Source organism: Burkholderia sp. JP2-270 (genome assembly GCF_003233675.1).
GTDB lineage: Bacteria > Pseudomonadota > Gammaproteobacteria > Burkholderiales > Burkholderiaceae > Burkholderia > Burkholderia pyrrocinia_C.
Window position 1 is genome coordinate 3234867 of record NZ_CP029824.1, and the last position, 17005, is coordinate 3251871.

General features: G+C 69.6%; 18 protein-coding genes. 8 read left to right on the forward strand and 10 right to left on the reverse strand.

The features are described 5' to 3' along the window. Positions 1-89: 89 nt before the first annotated feature. The 5 genes from DM992_RS15240 to madL form a co-directional block, all read right to left on the reverse strand. Positions 90-1013, reverse strand: a complete 924-nt coding sequence (locus DM992_RS15240) for a biotin-independent malonate decarboxylase subunit beta (protein ID WP_111017413.1) — start codon at positions 1011-1013, stop codon at positions 90-92. Continuing rightward, positions 1010-1324, reverse strand: coding sequence for a malonate decarboxylase acyl carrier protein (mdcC, locus tag DM992_RS15245; protein ID WP_034183256.1), 315 nt, complete (start codon positions 1322-1324; stop codon positions 1010-1012). The genes DM992_RS15240 and mdcC overlap by 4 nt, the downstream gene beginning before the upstream one ends. Positions 1325-1334: 10 nt before the next feature. After that, positions 1335-2981 carry a malonate decarboxylase subunit alpha gene (mdcA, locus tag DM992_RS15250; RefSeq protein ID WP_111017414.1) on the reverse strand — a complete coding sequence of 549 codons (1647 nt, stop codon included), beginning with the start codon at positions 2979-2981 and terminating at the stop codon, positions 1335-1337. Between the two features lie 131 nt (positions 2982-3112). Further along, the gene (gene madM, locus DM992_RS15255) at positions 3113-3880 is read right to left on the reverse strand and encodes a malonate transporter subunit MadM (RefSeq protein WP_111017415.1); all 768 of its coding nucleotides are present in this window, start codon (positions 3878-3880) and stop codon (positions 3113-3115) included. Between the two features lie 11 nt (positions 3881-3891). Continuing rightward, positions 3892-4287, reverse strand: a complete 396-nt coding sequence (gene madL, locus DM992_RS15260) for a malonate transporter subunit MadL (RefSeq protein WP_034183253.1) — start codon at positions 4285-4287, stop codon at positions 3892-3894. A 328-nt stretch (positions 4288-4615) separates the two neighbouring features. Between madL and DM992_RS15265 the strand changes: the two genes are divergently transcribed. Together DM992_RS15265 and DM992_RS15270 are read left to right on the forward strand one after the other, a co-directional pair. Continuing rightward, a complete protein-coding gene (locus DM992_RS15265; RefSeq protein ID WP_034183252.1) occupies positions 4616-5464 on the forward strand; it encodes a LysR substrate-binding domain-containing protein in 849 nt (282 codons plus the stop codon). A 180-nt stretch (positions 5465-5644) separates the two neighbouring features. Beyond that, complete coding sequence (locus tag DM992_RS15270; RefSeq protein WP_111017416.1) at positions 5645-5923, forward strand: DUF4148 domain-containing protein; 279 nt, start codon at positions 5645-5647, stop codon at positions 5921-5923. A gap of 40 nt (positions 5924-5963) precedes the next feature. On the opposite strand, the gene DM992_RS15275 is transcribed toward DM992_RS15270, so the two are convergent. Next, the gene (locus DM992_RS15275) at positions 5964-6881 is read right to left on the reverse strand and encodes a 3-hydroxyacyl-CoA dehydrogenase NAD-binding domain-containing protein (protein WP_111017417.1); all 918 of its coding nucleotides are present in this window, start codon (positions 6879-6881) and stop codon (positions 5964-5966) included. Between the two features lie 244 nt (positions 6882-7125). On the opposite strand from DM992_RS15275, the gene DM992_RS15280 reads away from it, so the two are divergent. Together DM992_RS15280 and DM992_RS15285 are read left to right on the forward strand one after the other, a co-directional pair. After that, positions 7126-7566, forward strand: a complete 441-nt coding sequence (locus DM992_RS15280; protein ID WP_111017418.1) for an Hsp20/alpha crystallin family protein — start codon at positions 7126-7128, stop codon at positions 7564-7566. 16 nt (positions 7567-7582) lie between these two features. Further along, positions 7583-7993: an Hsp20/alpha crystallin family protein gene (locus DM992_RS15285; protein ID WP_111017419.1), complete on the forward strand. Its 411-nt coding sequence runs from the start codon at positions 7583-7585 to the stop codon at positions 7991-7993. A gap of 120 nt (positions 7994-8113) precedes the next feature. On the opposite strand, the gene DM992_RS15290 is transcribed toward DM992_RS15285, so the two are convergent. Both DM992_RS15290 and DM992_RS15295 read right to left on the reverse strand, forming a co-directional pair. Then, entirely contained in the window at positions 8114-8425 is a 312-nt protein-coding gene (locus DM992_RS15290; protein WP_111017420.1) for a zf-TFIIB domain-containing protein, read from the reverse strand. Between the two features lie 91 nt (positions 8426-8516). Then, positions 8517-9272, reverse strand: coding sequence for a TerC family protein (locus tag DM992_RS15295; protein WP_111017421.1), 756 nt, complete (start codon positions 9270-9272; stop codon positions 8517-8519). Between the two features lie 108 nt (positions 9273-9380). On the opposite strand from DM992_RS15295, the gene DM992_RS15300 reads away from it, so the two are divergent. Continuing rightward, positions 9381-10274 carry a LysR family transcriptional regulator gene (locus DM992_RS15300; RefSeq protein WP_111017422.1) on the forward strand — a complete coding sequence of 298 codons (894 nt, stop codon included), beginning with the start codon at positions 9381-9383 and terminating at the stop codon, positions 10272-10274. Between the two features lie 215 nt (positions 10275-10489). Beyond that, positions 10490-11614, forward strand: a complete 1125-nt coding sequence (locus tag DM992_RS15305) for a DUF2242 domain-containing protein (RefSeq protein WP_111017423.1) — start codon at positions 10490-10492, stop codon at positions 11612-11614. A gap of 372 nt (positions 11615-11986) precedes the next feature. Here DM992_RS15305 and DM992_RS15310 read toward each other — a convergent pair whose 3' ends face one another. Then, on the reverse strand, positions 11987-12907 hold the full coding sequence (locus DM992_RS15310; protein WP_111017424.1) for a pyridoxal-phosphate dependent enzyme: 921 nt from the start codon (positions 12905-12907) through the stop codon (positions 11987-11989). A 157-nt stretch (positions 12908-13064) separates the two neighbouring features. On the opposite strand from DM992_RS15310, the gene DM992_RS15315 reads away from it, so the two are divergent. Then, complete coding sequence (locus tag DM992_RS15315) at positions 13065-13976, forward strand: LysR family transcriptional regulator (RefSeq protein ID WP_111017953.1); 912 nt, start codon at positions 13065-13067, stop codon at positions 13974-13976. A gap of 743 nt (positions 13977-14719) precedes the next feature. After that, positions 14720-15925: an MFS transporter gene (locus DM992_RS15320; RefSeq protein ID WP_111017425.1), complete on the forward strand. Its 1206-nt coding sequence runs from the start codon at positions 14720-14722 to the stop codon at positions 15923-15925. 48 nt (positions 15926-15973) lie between these two features. Here the strand turns inward: DM992_RS15320 and DM992_RS15325 are convergent, their stop codons facing one another. Then, the gene (locus DM992_RS15325) at positions 15974-16996 is read right to left on the reverse strand and encodes a histone deacetylase family protein (protein ID WP_111017426.1); all 1023 of its coding nucleotides are present in this window, start codon (positions 16994-16996) and stop codon (positions 15974-15976) included. Between the last annotated feature and the right edge of the window lie 9 nt (positions 16997-17005).

Sequence of the window (17005 nt, forward strand, 5' to 3'; positions counted from 1 at the left end):
CCCCACGGAGGGAGCCGTACATGGGACCGGAGTAAGCGCTGAAGCGCCAACTCCGGTCGACAGCGAACGAAGTGAGCGTGGGGGTCGTTTCATTTCGGCTCCTGTAACTGGTCGGCGAGTTTCGCGAACGCATCGTCGGGCATCCCGGGAATCGCTTCGGGCGTGTCTGCGCCGAGCGCACGCCATACGTCGAGCGCATCCTTGCATGCACCGAACCGTTCGACACGCGCTTCGAGGCGCGCCTGCTCGGCACGCAGCATCGCCGCATCGAACGTCGGCGCATGGCCGATCAGGTCGAGCGCCGCCGCACGGAACGCATCGGGCGTATCGGCGACGTAACGGTCGGCACCGCCGATCAGCCGCCGGTGCTTGCCGCCCATCGTGCGCCAGATCAGCGCGCGGTCCTTCGCGTCGAATTCCTCGACGCCGCGATTCGTCTCGATCACTTCGGGGCCCGACACGCTGATGCGCCCCTGCTCCGACACCGCGAGCGCCGAACAGCACGCGGCGAGCAACCCGCCGCCGCCGTAGCAGCCCGCGCGCCCGCCGATCAGCCCGATCACCGGCACGCCGGCCGCGCGCGCGTCGACGAGCGCACGCATGATCTCGGCGATCGCCAGCTCGCCCGCGTTCGCTTCCTGCAGCCGCACGCCGCCCGTATCGAACAGGATCAGCACCGGCTTGCCGACTTCGCGCGCGGCGCGCAGCAAGCCGGTGAGCTTCGCACCGTGCACTTCGCCGAACGCGCCGCCCATGAAGCGGCCTTCCTGTGCGGCGACGAACACCGGCCGGCCGTCGAGCCGGCCGTGGCCGACCACCATCCCGTCGTCGAACTGCTGCGGCAGGTCGAACAGCGGCAGGTGCGGGCTCGTCACGCGTTCTGCCGGGCCGAGGAATTCGCTGAAACTGCCCGCGTCGAGCAGCCCGTCGATGCGCTGCCGCGCCGACGCTTCGTACCAGCTCGCACCGTTCGCGACGAACGCGGGCGCGTCGTGGATCACGTCGGTCATCATGCGTCTCCCTCGATCGCGCGCACGGCCTGCGCGAGCCGCAGCGACACCATGTCGGGCCGTGCGCCGCCGTCGTTGATCGACAGCTTCAGGCCGCCCGGCGTACGCCGCTCGACGAAATCCGACACGACGGCCTGCCACACCGCGCCGAAGCCGACGGCCGCGGTGCGGATGTCGATCTCGCATTCGTTGCCCGGCAGCACGCGTTCGACGAGCACTTCGAGATTGCCGGACGCGACCACGCCGACGAGCGCCGCGGCCAGCTCGCCCTTCGCGCGCTCGCGCGCGGTGAAGCGATAGTTCAACTGTTCCATGCCCTCTTCCTTACCAGTTGCGGAACCGGGCCGGCGGCGCATAGAGCCCGCCCGACCAGTGCACGAGATCCTTGATCGAGCGCGCGGCGAGCCAGCGGCGGTCGGCATCGAGCGGATCGATGCCGAGATCCTCCGGGCGGCGGATCACGCCGCGCTCGCGCAGCCGCTCGACCATCTTCCGGTCGCGGCCGCGGCCGATCTCCGTATAGCCGGCGACGCCGCGGATCGCGTGCTCGCGCTCGTCCTTGTCGCGGCACATCAGCAGGTTCGCGATCCCTTCCTCGGTCACGATGTGCGTGACGTCGTCGCCGTAGACCATGATCGGCGCGAGATCGAGCTGCAGCTTGTCGGCCAGCTTCAGCGCATCGAGCTTCTCGACGAACATCGGCACGTTCTTGTCGCCGAACGTCTCGCCGATCTGCACGACGAGCTTGCGGCCGCGCCGCAGCGCCGCCGGCGTGTCGGGGTCGGCTTCCGCGCCGGCCTTCAGCCACGGCTCGCTCGGATGACGCCGCCCGCGTGCGTCGCTGCCCATGTTCGGCGCGCCGCCGAAGCCGGCGATCCGCTCGGCCGTGACCGTCGACGAATGGCCGGACAAATCGATCTGCAGCGTCGAGCCGATGAACATGTCGCACGCATAGAGGCCGGCCGTCTGGCAGAACGCGCGGTTCGAGCGCAGCGACCCGTCGGGGCCCGTGAACCACACGTCGGAGCGCGCGCGGATGTAGTCGTCCATCCCGACCTCGGAGCCGAAGCAGTGGACCTGCTCGACCCAGCCCGATTCGATCGCCGGAATCAGCGTCGGGTGCGGATTGAGCGCCCAGTGCGTGCAGACCTTCCCCTTCAGCCCGAGCTTCTCGCCGTAGGTCGGCAGCAGCAGCTCGATCGCCGCGGTGTTGAAGCCGATCCCGTGGTTCAGGCGCTTGATGCCGTACGGCTCGTAGATGCCCTTGATCGCGAGCATCGCGGTGAGGATCTGCGTTTCGGTGATCGCGGCCGGATCGCGCGTGAACAGCGGCTCGACGTAGAACGGCCGGCCGGCCTCGACGACGAAATGCACGCGGTCGCCGGGGATGTCGACGCGCGGCACCTTGTCGACGATGCGGTCGACCTGCGCGATCACGACGCCGTCCTTGAACGCGGTGGCCTCGACGACGGTCGGCGTGTCCTCGGTGTTCGGGCCCGTGTACAGGTTGCCGTCGCGGTCGGCGCTGACCGCGGCGATCAGCGCGACGTGCGGCGTGAGGTCGATGAAGTAGCGTGCGAACAGCTCGAGATAGGTGTGCACCGCGCCGAGCGCGATCTTGCCGCCGAACAGCAGCTTCGCGATCCGCTGCGACTGCGGGCCCGAATACGCGAAGTCGAGACGCTTCGCGATGCCGCGCTCGAACACGTCGAGATGCTCGGGCAGCACGACGCCCGACTGCACCATGTGCAGGTCGTGCACCTTCGCGCTGTCGACGTCGGCGAGCGCCGTCGCGAGCAGGTCGGCCTGCTTCTGGTTGTCGCCTTCGAGGCACACGCGGTCGCCGGGCCGCAGCACCGCTTCGAGCAACGCCACGGTGTCGCGCGCATCGACCCGCTTGCCTTGCGCGTAAACCGCGCCGGCCGCGAGGCGTGCATCGCGCGCCTGCCGCGCGTGATTCCATCCCGTCATGAACAGTTCTCCCGCTTCGATGGTTCAGCGGCATTCTAAGCCTGGCGCCGCCGCCGATTGATGATGTTGACGAATGCGACTCAGAGGTCGCCGCGATGGATGCGGCCCGCACGCGGGCCGCATCCATCGACCTAGCCGCCGACCAGCGCGCGCGTCGTGAAGAACAGCACCGACGGGCCGAGCAGGCAGCCGACGCCCGTATGGAACGTCGCGACCAGCGCGCCGTACGGGACGAGCCTGCGGTCGGTTGCGGCGAGCCCCGCGCTCACGCCGCTGACGGTGCCGGCGAGGCCGCCGAAGATCATCGCGGAGCGCGGCGTCTTCAGGCCCATGAAGCCGGCCGCGACCGGCGTGCCGACCATCACGATGATCGCCTTCACGAGCCCCGTCGCGATGCTGAGCGCGATCACGTCGGAGCTCGCACCGATCGCCGCGCCCGTGACGGGCCCGACGATGTAGGTGACGGCGCCCGCGCCGATCGTCGTCATGCTGACCGCGTCGGTGTAGCCGAACGCGCGCGCGATGCACGCGCCGACGATGAACGGCAGCACGGTGCCGAGCAGCAGCGACACGACGCCGACGAGCCCGGCCTTGCGCGCCTCGGTCGGCTGCACTTCGAACGCGGTGGCGACGATCGCGAAATCGCGCAGCATCGCGCCGCCCATCAGGCCGACGCCCGCGAACAGCGGCACGTCGGCGATTCCCTTCTCGCCGCCGGTGAACGCGCCGCCGACATACGCCAGCGCCAGACCGATCACGATCGCGATCGCGGAGCCGTGCACGCGGCCGAACGTGAGCTTGCGGGACGCGATCGACGACAGCCACATGATCAGGCCGACCAGCGCGAACGACGCGACGAGCCCGTTGTGGGCGACGACTTTTTCGAGCATCTGCAGCATGGCGGCCTCCGTTACTGTTCTTCGAATTGCGGCACGCCCGCGAAGGCCGTGTCGTCGCGCCCCATGCGCACGAGTACCGCAATGCAGCATGCGCAGATCGCGACCGCGCCGACTGCGGCCAGCAGCGCGACCGGGCCGCCCTTCAGCGCGGCGACGACGTTCTGGTTCGCGGCCATCGCGACGACGACCGGGATGTACATCGCGCCCCAGAAGCCGACGCCGGCCTCGGTCTCCTTCGGCAGCCAGCCGCGCCGGTGCAGCCACAGGCGCAGGCAGATCAGCAGCAGCATCGCGATGCCGACGCCGCCGACGTTGGTCTTCACGCCGATGGCCGTGCCCAGCAGGTCGCCGAGGAACAGTCCGGCCAGGTGGCAGAACGCCAGCAGCGCGGTTCCGTAGATGATCATGAGTCGTCTCCAGTCTCTTCGTGACGGGCGCCTGACGCGTGCGGGAGGCGGGCCCGCACGCCGATCCCGTGCGCGGACTTGTCTCCTGCGGCGGTGCGCCGCGGCCCGGCGGCTCGTCGTGCGGGCGCGTTCTCGGGCGGTCGATGGAATGATGCGGTTTCGGGCCGGACGCCGGATGCCGTAGACTGACCGAAGCAGCCGCCGGCACGACGCGGGCCACGCGTCCGGTTCGTCCGTTTCACGGGCCGCACCGGGGCGTGATCCGATACTAGCGCCGCAATATCCGGCCATTTATGAAGTTGTCGAAACCGATTCAGTGGATTTAGCAATGCGCCCGTTACCGCCCGAGCTGCTGCGCAGCTTCGTCGCCGTCGCCCAGTCCGGCAGCTTCACCGCCGCGTCCGAGCGCGTGAACCTGTCGCAGTCGACCGTCAGCCAGCACATCCGCCGCCTCGAGGAGCTGCTCGACCGGCCGCTGTTCGAGCGCGACACGCGCAACGTGCACCTGTCGCAGCACGGCGACGCGCTGTTCCGCTACGCGGTGCGCATCCTCGAACTGATGGACGAGGCCGTCACGTCGGTGTGCGGGCCGCCGCTGTCGGGCAAGGTGCGGCTCGCGATGTCGGAGGATTTCGCGTCGACGCACCTGACCTCTGCGCTCGCGAGCTTCGTGCAGCGCAACCCGGAAGTCGAGCTCGCGATCTCGACCGGGCTGTCGGGCGACCTGTTCGATGCGCTCGACGAAGGCCGGCACGATCTCGTGTTCGCGAAGCGCATCGCGGGCAGCCGGCGCGGCCGCGTGATCCGCAGCGAGCCGCTGTACTGGTGCACCGGCCCCGATTCGCGGATCACCGGCCACGAGGCCGTGCTGCCGCTCGCATTGCACCCGGAGCCGAGCGTGTCGCGGCGCCGCGTGCTCGAAACGCTCGACGCGATCGGCCGGCCCTACCGGATCGCGGTGGTGAGCAGCAGCATCGCGGTACTGCGCGCGGCCGCGAGCGCGGGGCTCGGCGTCAGCGCGTTCGCCGGCTACGTGATCCCGGCCGGGCTCGCGCGGCTCGACGCGGGGCTGCCCGAGCTCGGCGAACTCGAATACGTGATCGACCGGCCGGCGGCCGCGTCGCGCTCGACGCTCGCGCTCGAAGCCACGCTGATCACGGCGGCCGCGGAGTTGTAGCGGCAACAGCAGCGACGGCGGGCGACACGCATGCGCGGCCGTGCCCGCAACTCAACTGACAGCTTTGCCCGGAACGCGTCATCGTCCGCGCAGCGCCCGCTCGCGACAATGGGGCCCATCGGAACGCACGGCAAGCCGCCGCGCGCATCCGGTGTCCAGTCCCCTTGATCGGAGCGCACCATGAACGTCTTGCGATTCGCCGTCGCGACCGCCGCAGCCGCCGTGCTTTCCCCCGCCTTTGCCCAGACCGATGCCACCGCGCCCGAACAGGGCCTGACACGCGCGGAAGTCATCGCCCAGTTGAAGCAGGCCTATCTCGACGGCGAACTGCCGACGAACGACGGCAACTACCCGCCGAGCGCCGCGACGCGCGCGCGCAACCGCGAACTCGTGCAGGCCGCGAGCCCCTCGTGGCTTGCGCAGACGCCGCAGGCACCGCAAACGGCGTCGCAGCAGTAGCCGGCCTACGGCCCGGCCGATACGCGCCGCTGCGACGCGGTCAGGGCAAGAAGCTGCGGCGCCGCGCGTCGATCAGCTCGACGAGCAGCCGGTCGCGCTCGGCCGCCAGTTCCTGCATCGAATGCTCGCCCTGGATCGCGCGCAATTCGTCGATCAGCTTGCGGTCGACGTCCGGATCGAACGACGGCGTGCCGAGGTCGTCCCACCAGCTCGTGATCGGCCCCGACAGGTGTTCGAGGAAGTGCGCGATCCCGCCCGCGCCGCCGCCGAGGTGATAGGTCAGGCACTGCCCCATCAGTCCCCGGCGCAAGCCTGGGCCCCATGCGACCGCCTTGTCCGCATCGGCCACGCTCACGACGCCTTCGCCGACGAGGTGATACACCTCGCGGAACAGTGCGGCCGCGAGCCGGTTCGCGACGTGGCCGGCCATCTCCTTGTTGAGGACGATCGTCTGTTTGCCGAGCGCATCGTAGAAATCCTTCACGCGCGCGATCACGTCCTGGCCGGTCGCGTCGCCGCCCACCAGCTCGACGAGCGGAATCAGGTGCGGAGGATTGAACGGATGCGCGATCAGGCAGCGTTCCGGGTGATTCGCGCACGCGGTCTGGATGTCCGACATCTGCAGACCCGACGAACTCGACGCGATCGGCACATGCGCGGGCAGCACGTCGTCCATCTGCCGGTACAGCGCGCGCTTCAGGTCGAGCCGTTCCGGGCCGTTCTCCTGCACGAAATCGACGCCGTCGAGCGCGCGCACGAGATCGGCGTCGAACGACAGCCGTGTGGAAAGTTCGGCGGTCCGGTCGCCGAGAAACGCGGCCAGCGCGTCGCGCAGCCGCGCGTCGGCCTGCGGCGCAGGATCGGTCGCGACGATGTCGAAGCCCTGCGTCAGATAGAAAGCGGCCCAGCTCGCGCCGATCACGCCGGCGCCGACGATCGCGATGCGTCGAATGTCCATGGTTGTCCCGTCTCGTTGGTCTGCCGATATCGCGGCGATTGCCGCATCGAATCGCACGGGCACGCGTTGACGCAGGTTGCAGGTTCCCTCTTGAAATGCGCTCCGACGGCCACTAATTACCCGGTACCGGGCAGTGCTCCATGCAACGCACTGCCCCCGTTTCGACCCAGTGGAGCCACCCGTCGCGCCCGCCGCAGGCGTCGCGCCGTCGCGTCTCCCGCGTTCCCTGTTCCGGAGGACCATCATGAGCGGTATCCATAGCGGCCACGACCTGTTCGACGAATTCGCCCGCGTGCAGCGGCAGGTGGCGAACCTGTTCGGCGAGCTCCCGTCCGGCATCCGCGCGGTGCGGCCGGGCGCATTTCCCGCGCTCAACGTCGGCGCCACCGACGATGCGATCGAGATCGTCGCGTTCGCGCCCGGCATGGCCGCGGCCGATTTCGACGTGTCGATCGACAAGGATCTGCTGACGATCAGCGGCGAGCGCAAACCGGCGCCGCGCGGCGAAGGCGACGACGTGCGCACGTACGCGCAGGAGCGCTTTCACGGCACGTTCCGCCGCGTCGTCGAGCTGCCGCAGAATGCGGACGCCGACAACGTCAGCGCGCGTTACGAAAATGGCTGCCTGCTGATTCGCGTCGGCCGGCGCGAAGCATCGAAGCCGCGTGCGATCACCGTTCAGTAATCTTCAGGATACCGACATGAACACGAACCCGACCCTGGCCGAACGCCACACCGCCACTGCCCGCCCGGCCGCCGCCGAAGCCGCGCGCCGGCCCGCGATCACGCCGGCCGTCGACATCGTCGAGAACAATCTCGGCGTCACGCTGCGGGCCGACCTGCCCGGCGTGCCGCGCGAGAACCTCGACGTGAAGGTGCACGACAACACGCTGACGATCGAAGCCGACACGCACATCGACATGCCGGCCGAACTGCGCGTACGGCATGCCGAAGTCCGCGCGCTGCGCTATGCGCGTACGTTCGTGCTGAGCCCCGATCTCGACACGTCGAGGATCGACGCGAACCTGCGCGACGGCGTGCTGACGCTGACGATTCCGCGTCGCGAGGAAACACGCCCGCGCCGCATCGACGTGACGGCAGGCAACGCGTAAGCGTTGGCGCGCCGATGCACGACATGTTGCGACGCGCATGAAAGAGCCCCGCCGGGCGCAATACCCGGCGGGGCTCTTTTGCAACGGGCGACGCGCGTGCGTGCGCGTCGTGTTCCGGACTCAATCGAAATCGAACAGGTCGAACATCGATTTGCGGCGGCGCTGGCCGTCGTGCCGGTGACGGTCGTCGTGCGAGCGGCCGTCGCGCCCCCAGTTGTCGCGATCGCCCGGCGCGTGGGTGTGGGCGTGGGCGTCGCGCGAAACAGGCGGCTCGTCGCGCCGCGCCAGCGCAGCGCCGCCCTCGCGGGCGATCAGCTTGTCGAGTTCGCCGCGATCGAGCCACACGCCGCGGCACGTCGGACAGTAGTCGATCTCGATCGACTGGCGCTCGGCCATCAGCAGGTCGGGCATCTTGCAGACAGGACATTTCATCGCGTTTCTCCTTTCCGTGCGAATTCCAGACGAATTCCGTATGAAGGCGCGCGAGCCGGCCATTGCGGCGGCCGGCATCCCGCGCGCTGGCTCAGTGGCCTTCCACCCGTGCCGCGCGCTTCGCCTTCGCGCGCCGCGCCAGCATGTTCATGCCTTCGACGAAAGCCGAGAACGCCATCGCCGCGTAGATGTAACCCTTCGGCACGTGCGTACCGAAGCCTTCGGCGATCAGCGTCATGCCGATCACGACCAGGAACGACAGCGCAAGCATCACGATGGTCGGGTTGCGGTCGATGAAGCGTGCAAGCGGCTGCGCAGCGAACAGCATCACGGACACGGCGACGATCACCGCGACGAACATGATCGGGACGTGCTCGGTCATGCCGATCGCGGTCACGATGCTGTCGATCGAGAACACGATGTCGAGCATCACGATCTGGCCGATCGCGGCCCACATCGTCAGGCCGGCCGCGCCGCCGGAACCGCCGCCGCCGTCAACGTCGTGCGACACGTGGTGATGGATCTCGGTGGTCGCCTTCCACACGAGGAACAGGCCGCCCGACAGCAGGATCATGTCGCGCCACGAGAACGCGTGGCCGAAGAGCGTGAACACGGGTTCGGTGAGGCTCGCGATCCACGCGACGCTGCCGAGCAGCGCGAGGCGCATCACCAGCGCGAGCGCGATGCCGAGGCGCTGCGTGCGGGCACGCTGCGCTTCGGGCAGCTTGTTGCTGAGGATCGAGATGAAGATCAGGTTGTCGATGCCGAGCACGACTTCCATCACGACGAGCGTCAGGAGCGCGGCCCAGACGGCGGGGTCGGCGGCAAGCGTCAGCAGGTAGTCCATGAAATGGGCCGATACGAAAGTGGAAAGCCCGATGATATGCCGACCCGGACTTCGAAAAAATCAGAGAGAATCTGATTTTAAGTTCGGTTTTTTCGAAGTTTCGATCCGATGCTCAATTTCCGACATCTGTACTATTTCTGGGTCGTCGTGAAGGAAGGCGGCTTCGCGCGCGCGGCCGGGCGGCTCGACATGGCCGTGCAGACTATCAGCGCACAGGTGCGCGAGCTCGAGAAATCGCTCGGGCACCAGTTGTTGCGCCCGGCCGGGCGCGGCGTCGCGATGACCGACGCGGGCCAGGCCGCGTATGTGCGTGCCGAGGCCATCTTCGAGATGGGGCGGCTGATTCCCGACGAAGTGCGCGCAGCGGCCAGCCAGCCGACCGTGCGGCTCGCGGTCGGCCTCGCGGACGGCATTTCCAAGCTTGCCGCGCATGCGATCCTCGCGCCCGTGCTCGACACGCCCACGCTGCGGCTGCTGTGCCACGAGGGCGAGCACGATGCGCTGCTCGCGGAACTCGCGCTGCATCATCTCGATCTCGTGCTGGCCGGCCAGGGCGCGCCGTCGGGGTCGAACCTGCGCGTGACGAGCGAGCGGCTCGTCGCGTCGCCGGTCGACTGGTATGGCCCCGCGGCACTCGTCACGCCGGCCGCGCGGCAACGCTTTCCGCAATGCCTGGCCGACCTGCCCGTGCTGCTGCCGACCGCGCATTCGGCGCTGCGCGCGCGCCTCGACCGGTGGCTGGAAGGCGAACGGATCGTGCCGCGCGTGGCCGGGGAATTCGAGGACAGCGCGCTGATGGCCGTGTTCGCGGCGCGCGGCCTCGGCGTGTTCCCGCTGAGCGAGCTCGGCGCGAACGACGCGTCGCTGCTGCGCGGCCTCAGGCGGCTCGGGCGCGCGGGCGACGTGACCGAGGAGATCCACGCGATCCGCTCGCGGCGCGGCGAACATCATCCGCTGACGTCGCGATTGCTGGCTTGCGCGCGACCGTCGCCGGACGGCTAACGCCTGTTCGCGATCGTTCTCGCCGGTAACCCGTCATGGGCGGAAACAGCCGCCGAAGCGAACGTGACATCAAACGAAACTATAATGACGCCCCGGCCATCCGAGATTGCCACGCGCCCATTGCCGGCCCCGCCCTTGCGCGACGGCCGCCATCCGGTTGCCGCGCGTCGCGCGCAACCCCGCGCGACATCTCGCCGAGCCTTCTGAAAGACGCCATGCACAACCGATTTCGCCTGTTTTCCGTTTCGTGCGCGCTCGCGGCCGCAGCCGTGCTGGCGGCGTGCTCGTCGCCGCCCAAGCCGATCTACCAGCAGGAACAGTTTGACGCGGCGACCAGCCCGTATGCGCATACGTTCCACTCGAAATCCGACGCGACCTGCGAGGCCGCGCGGCGCGCGCTGTTGAGCCAGGGTTATGTGGTGTCGTCGTCGCGCAACGATGCGGTCGACGGCAGCAAGAATTTCCAGCCGAACAACGACATGCACGTCGTGATCGAGTTTCACGTCGTGTGTGCGGACGCGAACGCGGACGGCACGTCGAGCATTGCGTACGTGAACGCAGTGCAGGACCGCTACACGCTGAAGAAGTCGAATACGTCGGCCAGCGTCGGCCTCAGCGTGTTCGGCTCGCTGTCGCTGCCGATCGGGTCGAGCGACGATGCGCTCGTCAAGACCGCGAGCGAGACGATTCCCGCCGGCGTGTTCTACGAGCGCTTCTTCAATCTTGTCGACCATTTCCTGAAGATCGACCCGGCCCGCCGCGACCGTGCCACCGTGAAGGCCGCCGAAAAGGAAGCCGTCACGCCGCTGCCCGAACCCGCGCCGACCCCGCAGGGCGAACCGCTGAAGATGACGACGCCGGTCGTGCCGACGCCGCCCGCGGCGCCGGTGCCGCTGTCGGTGCCGGGTGTCGCGCCCGGGTCGGGCGCGAACGCCGTGCCGGCCGCGGCGTCGGCCATTGTCGCGCCGGCTGCAATGCGCGCGGCCGCGACGGTGGCGGCGTCCGGTTCGGTGGCGGCATCGGCTTCCGCACCTGCGTCAGCTTCCGGTTCGGTGCATGCGTCGGCTTCGGCTCCCGCACCGGCTTCCGCGCCTGCACCCGCTTCCGGCACGGCGTCGCCGCCTGCCAGCGCGGCATCGACGCCCGCCATTGCGGCGCCGGCCGCCGCCAACCCGGCATCGACCGTGCCGGCGCCTCGGGCCGCAACATCCGCATCGGCATCGACATCCGCGCCGTCGAGCGCGTCGCATACGCCGGCGGACAAAACGCCCGCCCCCGCCGCAGCGGACCCCGTCGCGTCATCCGCGCCGTCCGGCGCGAGCGCACCGGCCGCGAACTGACCGGCCGTCCGGACTGGCCGCCCGCCTGGCTGTCCGACCGGCTGTCCGACCAGCTGTCCGACCGGCTGTCCGACCGGCTGTCCGACTGGCTGTCCGACTGGCTGTCCGTATCATCGCGCCCGGCCGCATCCGGCGCAGCGCGACGATACGTATCCCCTTCCCCTTCATCCGCCGCAGGAATTTCCGCGCGCCCGTTAGCTGCCTGCCGGCAGCGTTTCCGCCATTGACATAACGGGATCGCGACGCCGGCGCGACGACATCCGAATCCGGGTATGACACGCTTCGCGGCAACTGCATGGCCGATGCCCGCAGTCGCCGAAATCGACGACCGTCCTTCCGTCACCCGACCAACCCGCGTGCCGGCTTCCCCGCTTACCGCAACGTCGCGCGCAGCGTCTGCAGATGCTCGACGGTCGCCGTCACGCCGCCGCAGACGATCACGGCGATGTCCGATGCCGACGTCAGCACCGGCACCGGCCGCTCGAGCGCGGCCAGTGCGGCGCCGCATGCGGGCTCGACGACGATCCGGTGTTCGTCCAGGAACCGCAGCGACGCGGCCACCGCGTCCGCATCGGACACCACGACGGGATGGATGTCGTGCCGCGTCGCCCATTCGACCGCCGCGTCGCACGGCCGCTTCGCGCCGAGCGACGTCGCGATGCTCGCGATCGCCGGCAATTCGACCGGGCGCCCCTGCGCGACCGAGCGCGCATAGCAGTCGGCGCCTTCCGTTTCGGCCGCGACGACCGGCACGTCGTGCCAGCCGTTGCGCGCCAGCCCTTCGAGCACGCCGCACAGCAGCCCGCCGCCGCCGACCGCGAGCACGACCGCGTCGGGCTTCGGGCCGACGGCCGCCATCTCGTCGATCATCGTCGCGTGCCCCTGCCACAGCACGCGATCGTCGAACGGATGCACGAACGCGTCGTGCTCGCCGAGCGCCGACTGCGCGAACGCGTTCGCCTCGGCCCAGCTCGCGCCGTGCACGACCAGCTCCGCGCCCTCGACCAGGATCAGCTCGCGCGCGCGCGCCGACGCGCTTTCCGGCACGACGACCAGCACCGGCACGCCGAGTTCGCGGCCGCAGTACGCGACCGCGATGCCCGCGTTGCCGCCCGACGACGACACGAACCGCCGTGCGCCGGCCGCGTGCCGCGCTTCGCAGACGGCGCCGATGCCGCGCAGCTTGAACGAGCCCGACGGCTGCAGCGCGTCGAGCTTCAGCCGGATGGTCCTGCCGAGCCGGCGGGATGCGATTTGCGAGCGGATATAAGGGGTCGGGATATGAAGCGACATGGGGCGGGACACGATCGGAACGGAGGGAAACACACGCGACTCGTGAACGAGTGCGGCAACGACGGCCATCGTACGGCACGTACGCCATGCTTTCCAATACCATCGAATAGCGTTTGTTATGCTTCACAGGCATAACAACGAATCGGAAGGGCTGCGCATGCGCCAGATCGAACTGCGTCACCTGCGTTACTTCGTGGCCGTCGCGCAAGCCGGCAGCGTGATGGCCGGCGCCCGCGCGGCCGGCATCGTCCAGCCCGCGCTGTCGCGGCAGATCCGCGAACTCGAGGACGCGATCGGCACGCCGCTGCTGATCCGCCGCACCACCGGCGTCACGCTTACCGCGGCCGGCGCGAGCTTCCTGAAGGATGCGACCGGCCTGCTCGCGACGCTGCAGGACAGCCGCGAACGCGCGCTGCGCAGCGCGGCCGGCCAGCTCGGCGAACTGCGGCTCGGCGCGCTGCCGAACTGCCTGCCGCTGCCCGTCGTCGCGAACGTGCTCAAGGCGTTTCGCGACGCGTGCCCGGACGTGAAGCTGTCGATCGCGCCGATGCTGTCGGCCGAACAGGCGAGCGCGCTGGTGCGCGGCCAGCTCGATGGCGGGATCATGGCGTGGCGTCGCGACGAGGCGCCGCACCTGTCGGGCGTGCGGCTGCTGAGCGACCGCTTCGTGCTCGCGATGCCCGCGCCGCCCGGCGGACGCTTCAACGCGCCGCGCACGCTGGCCGACGTCGCGAACGAGCCGTTCGTCTGGTTCGACGCGCAGCGCTCCGCCGCGCATCACCGGTTCCTGATGGCGCAGTGCCGGCAGGCCGGCTTCACGCCGCGCATCGCGCAGGTCGGCAGCGACATCCCGACGCTGATCGGCCTCGTCGCGGCCGGGATGGGCTGTGCGTTCGTGCCGGAAAGCGCATCGCCGACCTGCCCGCGCACGGTCCGGCTCGTCGCGCTCGACGAACTCGCGAGCCGCTTCGATATCGAGTTCGTGTTCGACGGCGCGGCAGCGGTACCGTCGCCCGTCGTCGCCCGGTTTCTCGCGGCCGTGCGCGAGGCGGCCGGCGAACCGGATTGACCGGGCGCCGCGCGTCGGATACCGGTCAGGCGCGGCAAGCGCTCGAGCGATGCGATTCGCGCCACCGGCCGGCGAACGGAGTCCGCCCTCCGTCAAATCGACCTTCTAGCCGTTGCCACGCGCCAGGCAGCGCCATCGAGCCCGCCCGCGAACGATCCTTTAAGAGATGACGACGGACGTCCCGGCGCCCGCATTTTTAAATTGACACCCAAAACGGCCGTTTAACGCCATTTCGAATTGTCATGCACCGAAATATACTTCGCGCGCATCCAGTCCTCGTGCCAAAGAGAGGATGCGTTTCCGCCCCGGTCACGGTCCCCCTGTGGCCGGGGCTTTTTTGCCCGCGCGCCGCGCCGGCAAAGGGTTTGCGGCCGCGCCGGGTTCTAGCCAGTGCATGAACGCCCCCGTTCGATCCCCCGGGCACACACCGCTGCGCAGTCGCCGGCCGGCTCCCGGAACGCCGCGCCAAACGAGCGCCGATCCGCCGCGAACCACCGCCGGATCACGATCCCCCAACCGGAAGCCGCGCCCTTCTCGTTACGAAAATCTTTCGAAACAGACTCCTTCGTTCGCCCGCACCGCCCGCGGGCCTCGCGCGCACGTCGAACCCGCTCCGCATTGTTGACATGAAATCAAGATAATTTCGTCCGCATGCGGCTTTTTCCGCAAAAATAATACAGGCACACTTCGCGCTGTCCTCGACGGCCCCGTGCTGTTGTCCCTCGATTACAGGAGCCCATCGCGTGAACGCCACGACTTCCTCTCCTTCCCGCCCGGGCGGCAGCGCCGCGCTGCCGCTGCTGGCGCTCGCCGCCGGCGCGTTCGGCATCGGCACGACCGAGTTCTCGCCGATGGGCCTGCTGCCCGTGATCGCCGACGGCGTGCACGTGTCGATCCCGCAGGCCGGCATGCTGATCAGCGCGTATGCGATCGGCGTGATGGTCGGCGCACCGCTGATGACGCTGCTGCTCGCGCGCTGGTCGCGCCGCTCGGCACTGATCGCGCTGATGTCGATCTTCACGATCGGCAACCTGCTGTCGGCCGTCGCGCCGGGCTACACGACGCTGCTGCTCGCCCGCCTCGTGACGAGCCTCAACCACGGCGCGTTCTTCGGGCTCGGCTCGGTGGTCGCGGCCAGCCTCGTGCCGCGCGACAAGCAGGCCAGCGCGGTCGCGACGATGTTCATGGGCCTCACGATCGCGAACGTCGGCGGCGTGCCGGCCGCGACCTGGCTCGGCCAGATCATCGGCTGGCGCATGTCGTTCGCGGCGACCGCGGGCCTCGGCCTGATCGCGATCGCCGGCCTGTTCGCCGCGCTGCCGAAGGGCGAAGCCGGCAGGATGCCCGACCTGCGCGCCGAGCTGTCGGTGCTGACGCGCCCGGTCGTGCTCGGTGCGCTCGGCACGACCGTGCTCGGCGCCGGTGCGATGTTCACGCTCTACACGTATGTCGCGCCGACGCTCGAACACCTGACCGGCGCGACGCCCGGCTTTGTGACCGCGATGCTCGTGCTGATCGGCGTCGGCTTCTCGATCGGCAACATCGCGGGCGGCCGCCTGGCCGACCGCTCGCTCGACGGCACGCTGGTCGGTTTCCTGTTGCTGCTGATCGCGACGATGGCCGCGTTCCCGCTGCTCGCCAGCACGCATGCCGGCGCCGCCGTCACGCTGCTCGTGTGGGGTATCGCGACGTTCGCGGTCGTGCCGCCGCTGCAGATGCGCGTGATGCGCGCGGCCCATGAAGCACCGGGCCTCGCGTCGGCCGTCAACATCGGCGCGTTCAACCTCGGCAACGCGGTCGGCGCGGCAGCCGGCGGCGCGGCGATCTCGGCCGGCTTCGGCTACTCGGCAGTGCCGCTCGTCGGCGGGCTGATCGCCGCGGCCGGACTCGCGCTCGTCGTGCTGCAGATGACGCAGCGCCGCCGCGCACCGGCCGCCGCGAATTCGTAATCGCGTCCCGTCCCGCGCCGGAGGCGCACGCCATCCGGCGCTGCTGCGTCAGCGCGCGCCGGCGAACCCGCCGAAGAAGGCACGCGCGTTCGCGTCGAGGCTGTCGAGGTGATAACCGCCCTCCTGCACGATCACCGTCGGTAACCCGAGCGCGCCGATCGCGCCGCCGAGCCGCCCGAAGCCGTCGGTCGTGACGGCGACCTGCGATTGCGGATCGTCCTTGTAGATGTCGAAGCCGAGCGCGAGCACGAGCGCGTCGGGCTCGAACCGCGCGAGGGCGCGCAGCGCGTCGTCGAGCCGCTCGAAGAACGCCGACTCCGGCGCGCCGTGCGGCATCGGCAGGTTGAGGTTGAAGCCGTCGCCCGCCCCCGCGCCCGTCTCTTCCTCGTAGCCGGCGACGACCGGGTAGAAGTTGGTCGGATCGCCGTGGATCGATACGTACAACACGTCGTCGCGCCCGTAGAAGATCTCCTGCACGCCCTGCCCGTGATGCATGTCGGTGTCGAGGATCGCGACGCGCCGATGGCGGCCGAGCAGCGACTGCGCGGCGATCGCCGCATTGTTCAGGTAGCAGAAGCCGCCGGCCGCATCGCGGCGCGCATGATGGCCGGGCGGCCGGCACAGCGCGTAGGCCTCGCGTGCGCCGTCGTTGACGTCGGCCGCGGCCGCGAGCGCGCCTTGCGCGGACCAGTACGCGGCGCGCCACGTGTTCGCGCCGACCGGGCAGCTGCCGTCAGCAAGGTAGCGCGCGGCTTTCGCGAGCACGCCGCGCAGCGGGTTCGGCTCGCGCACGAACACGTTCGACATCACTTCGTCGCCCCAGTCGTCGGGCATCTGCTTCCAGTCGCGGTGCGCGTCCTCGAGAAAGCGCAGGTAGTTCATGTCGTGCACGGCCGCGATCGGCGCGGTGCCGCGGTCGGCCGGCTCGCGCACGTCGAAGTCGAGCGAGCGCACCGCGGCGACGAGCCGCGCCGCGCGCTCGGGCACTTCCTGCGGTTCGCGCATCTGCCCGCGCGACAGGTAGCTGCGCGGATGGTGCAGCAGTTGTTCGGGATGGAAATAGGTTTTCATCGTTCGTCC

What these genes read in the sequence shown, in the direction of transcription:
- DM992_RS15270 (WP_111017416.1), top strand. Translation starts at nt 5,645, where the DNA reads ATGAACGTCTTGCGATTCGCCGTCGCGACCGCCGCAGCCGCCGTGCTT.
- DM992_RS15280 (WP_111017418.1), top strand. Translation starts at nt 7,126, where the DNA reads ATGAGCGGTATCCATAGCGGCCACGACCTGTTCGACGAATTCGCCCGC.
- DM992_RS15295 (WP_111017421.1), bottom strand. Translation starts at nt 9,272, where the DNA reads ATGGACTACCTGCTGACGCTTGCCGCCGACCCCGCCGTCTGGGCCGCG.
- DM992_RS15265 (WP_034183252.1), top strand. Translation starts at nt 4,616, where the DNA reads ATGCGCCCGTTACCGCCCGAGCTGCTGCGCAGCTTCGTCGCCGTCGCC.
- madM (WP_111017415.1), bottom strand. Translation starts at nt 3,880, where the DNA reads ATGCTGCAGATGCTCGAAAAAGTCGTCGCCCACAACGGGCTCGTCGCG.
- madL (WP_034183253.1), bottom strand. Translation starts at nt 4,287, where the DNA reads ATGATCATCTACGGAACCGCGCTGCTGGCGTTCTGCCACCTGGCCGGA.
- DM992_RS15310 (WP_111017424.1), bottom strand. Translation starts at nt 12,907, where the DNA reads ATGTCGCTTCATATCCCGACCCCTTATATCCGCTCGCAAATCGCATCC.
- DM992_RS15275 (WP_111017417.1), bottom strand. Translation starts at nt 6,881, where the DNA reads ATGGACATTCGACGCATCGCGATCGTCGGCGCCGGCGTGATCGGCGCG.
- mdcA (WP_111017414.1), bottom strand. Translation starts at nt 2,981, where the DNA reads ATGACGGGATGGAATCACGCGCGGCAGGCGCGCGATGCACGCCTCGCG.
- DM992_RS15325 (WP_111017426.1), bottom strand. Translation starts at nt 16,996, where the DNA reads ATGAAAACCTATTTCCATCCCGAACAACTGCTGCACCATCCGCGCAGC.
- DM992_RS15290 (WP_111017420.1), bottom strand. Translation starts at nt 8,425, where the DNA reads ATGAAATGTCCTGTCTGCAAGATGCCCGACCTGCTGATGGCCGAGCGC.
- DM992_RS15305 (WP_111017423.1), top strand. Translation starts at nt 10,490, where the DNA reads ATGCACAACCGATTTCGCCTGTTTTCCGTTTCGTGCGCGCTCGCGGCC.
- mdcC (WP_034183256.1), bottom strand. Translation starts at nt 1,324, where the DNA reads ATGGAACAGTTGAACTATCGCTTCACCGCGCGCGAGCGCGCGAAGGGC.
- DM992_RS15315 (WP_111017953.1), top strand. Translation starts at nt 13,065, where the DNA reads ATGCGCCAGATCGAACTGCGTCACCTGCGTTACTTCGTGGCCGTCGCG.
- DM992_RS15240 (WP_111017413.1), bottom strand. Translation starts at nt 1,013, where the DNA reads ATGATGACCGACGTGATCCACGACGCGCCCGCGTTCGTCGCGAACGGT.
- DM992_RS15285 (WP_111017419.1), top strand. Translation starts at nt 7,583, where the DNA reads ATGAACACGAACCCGACCCTGGCCGAACGCCACACCGCCACTGCCCGC.
- DM992_RS15300 (WP_111017422.1), top strand. Translation starts at nt 9,381, where the DNA reads ATGCTCAATTTCCGACATCTGTACTATTTCTGGGTCGTCGTGAAGGAA.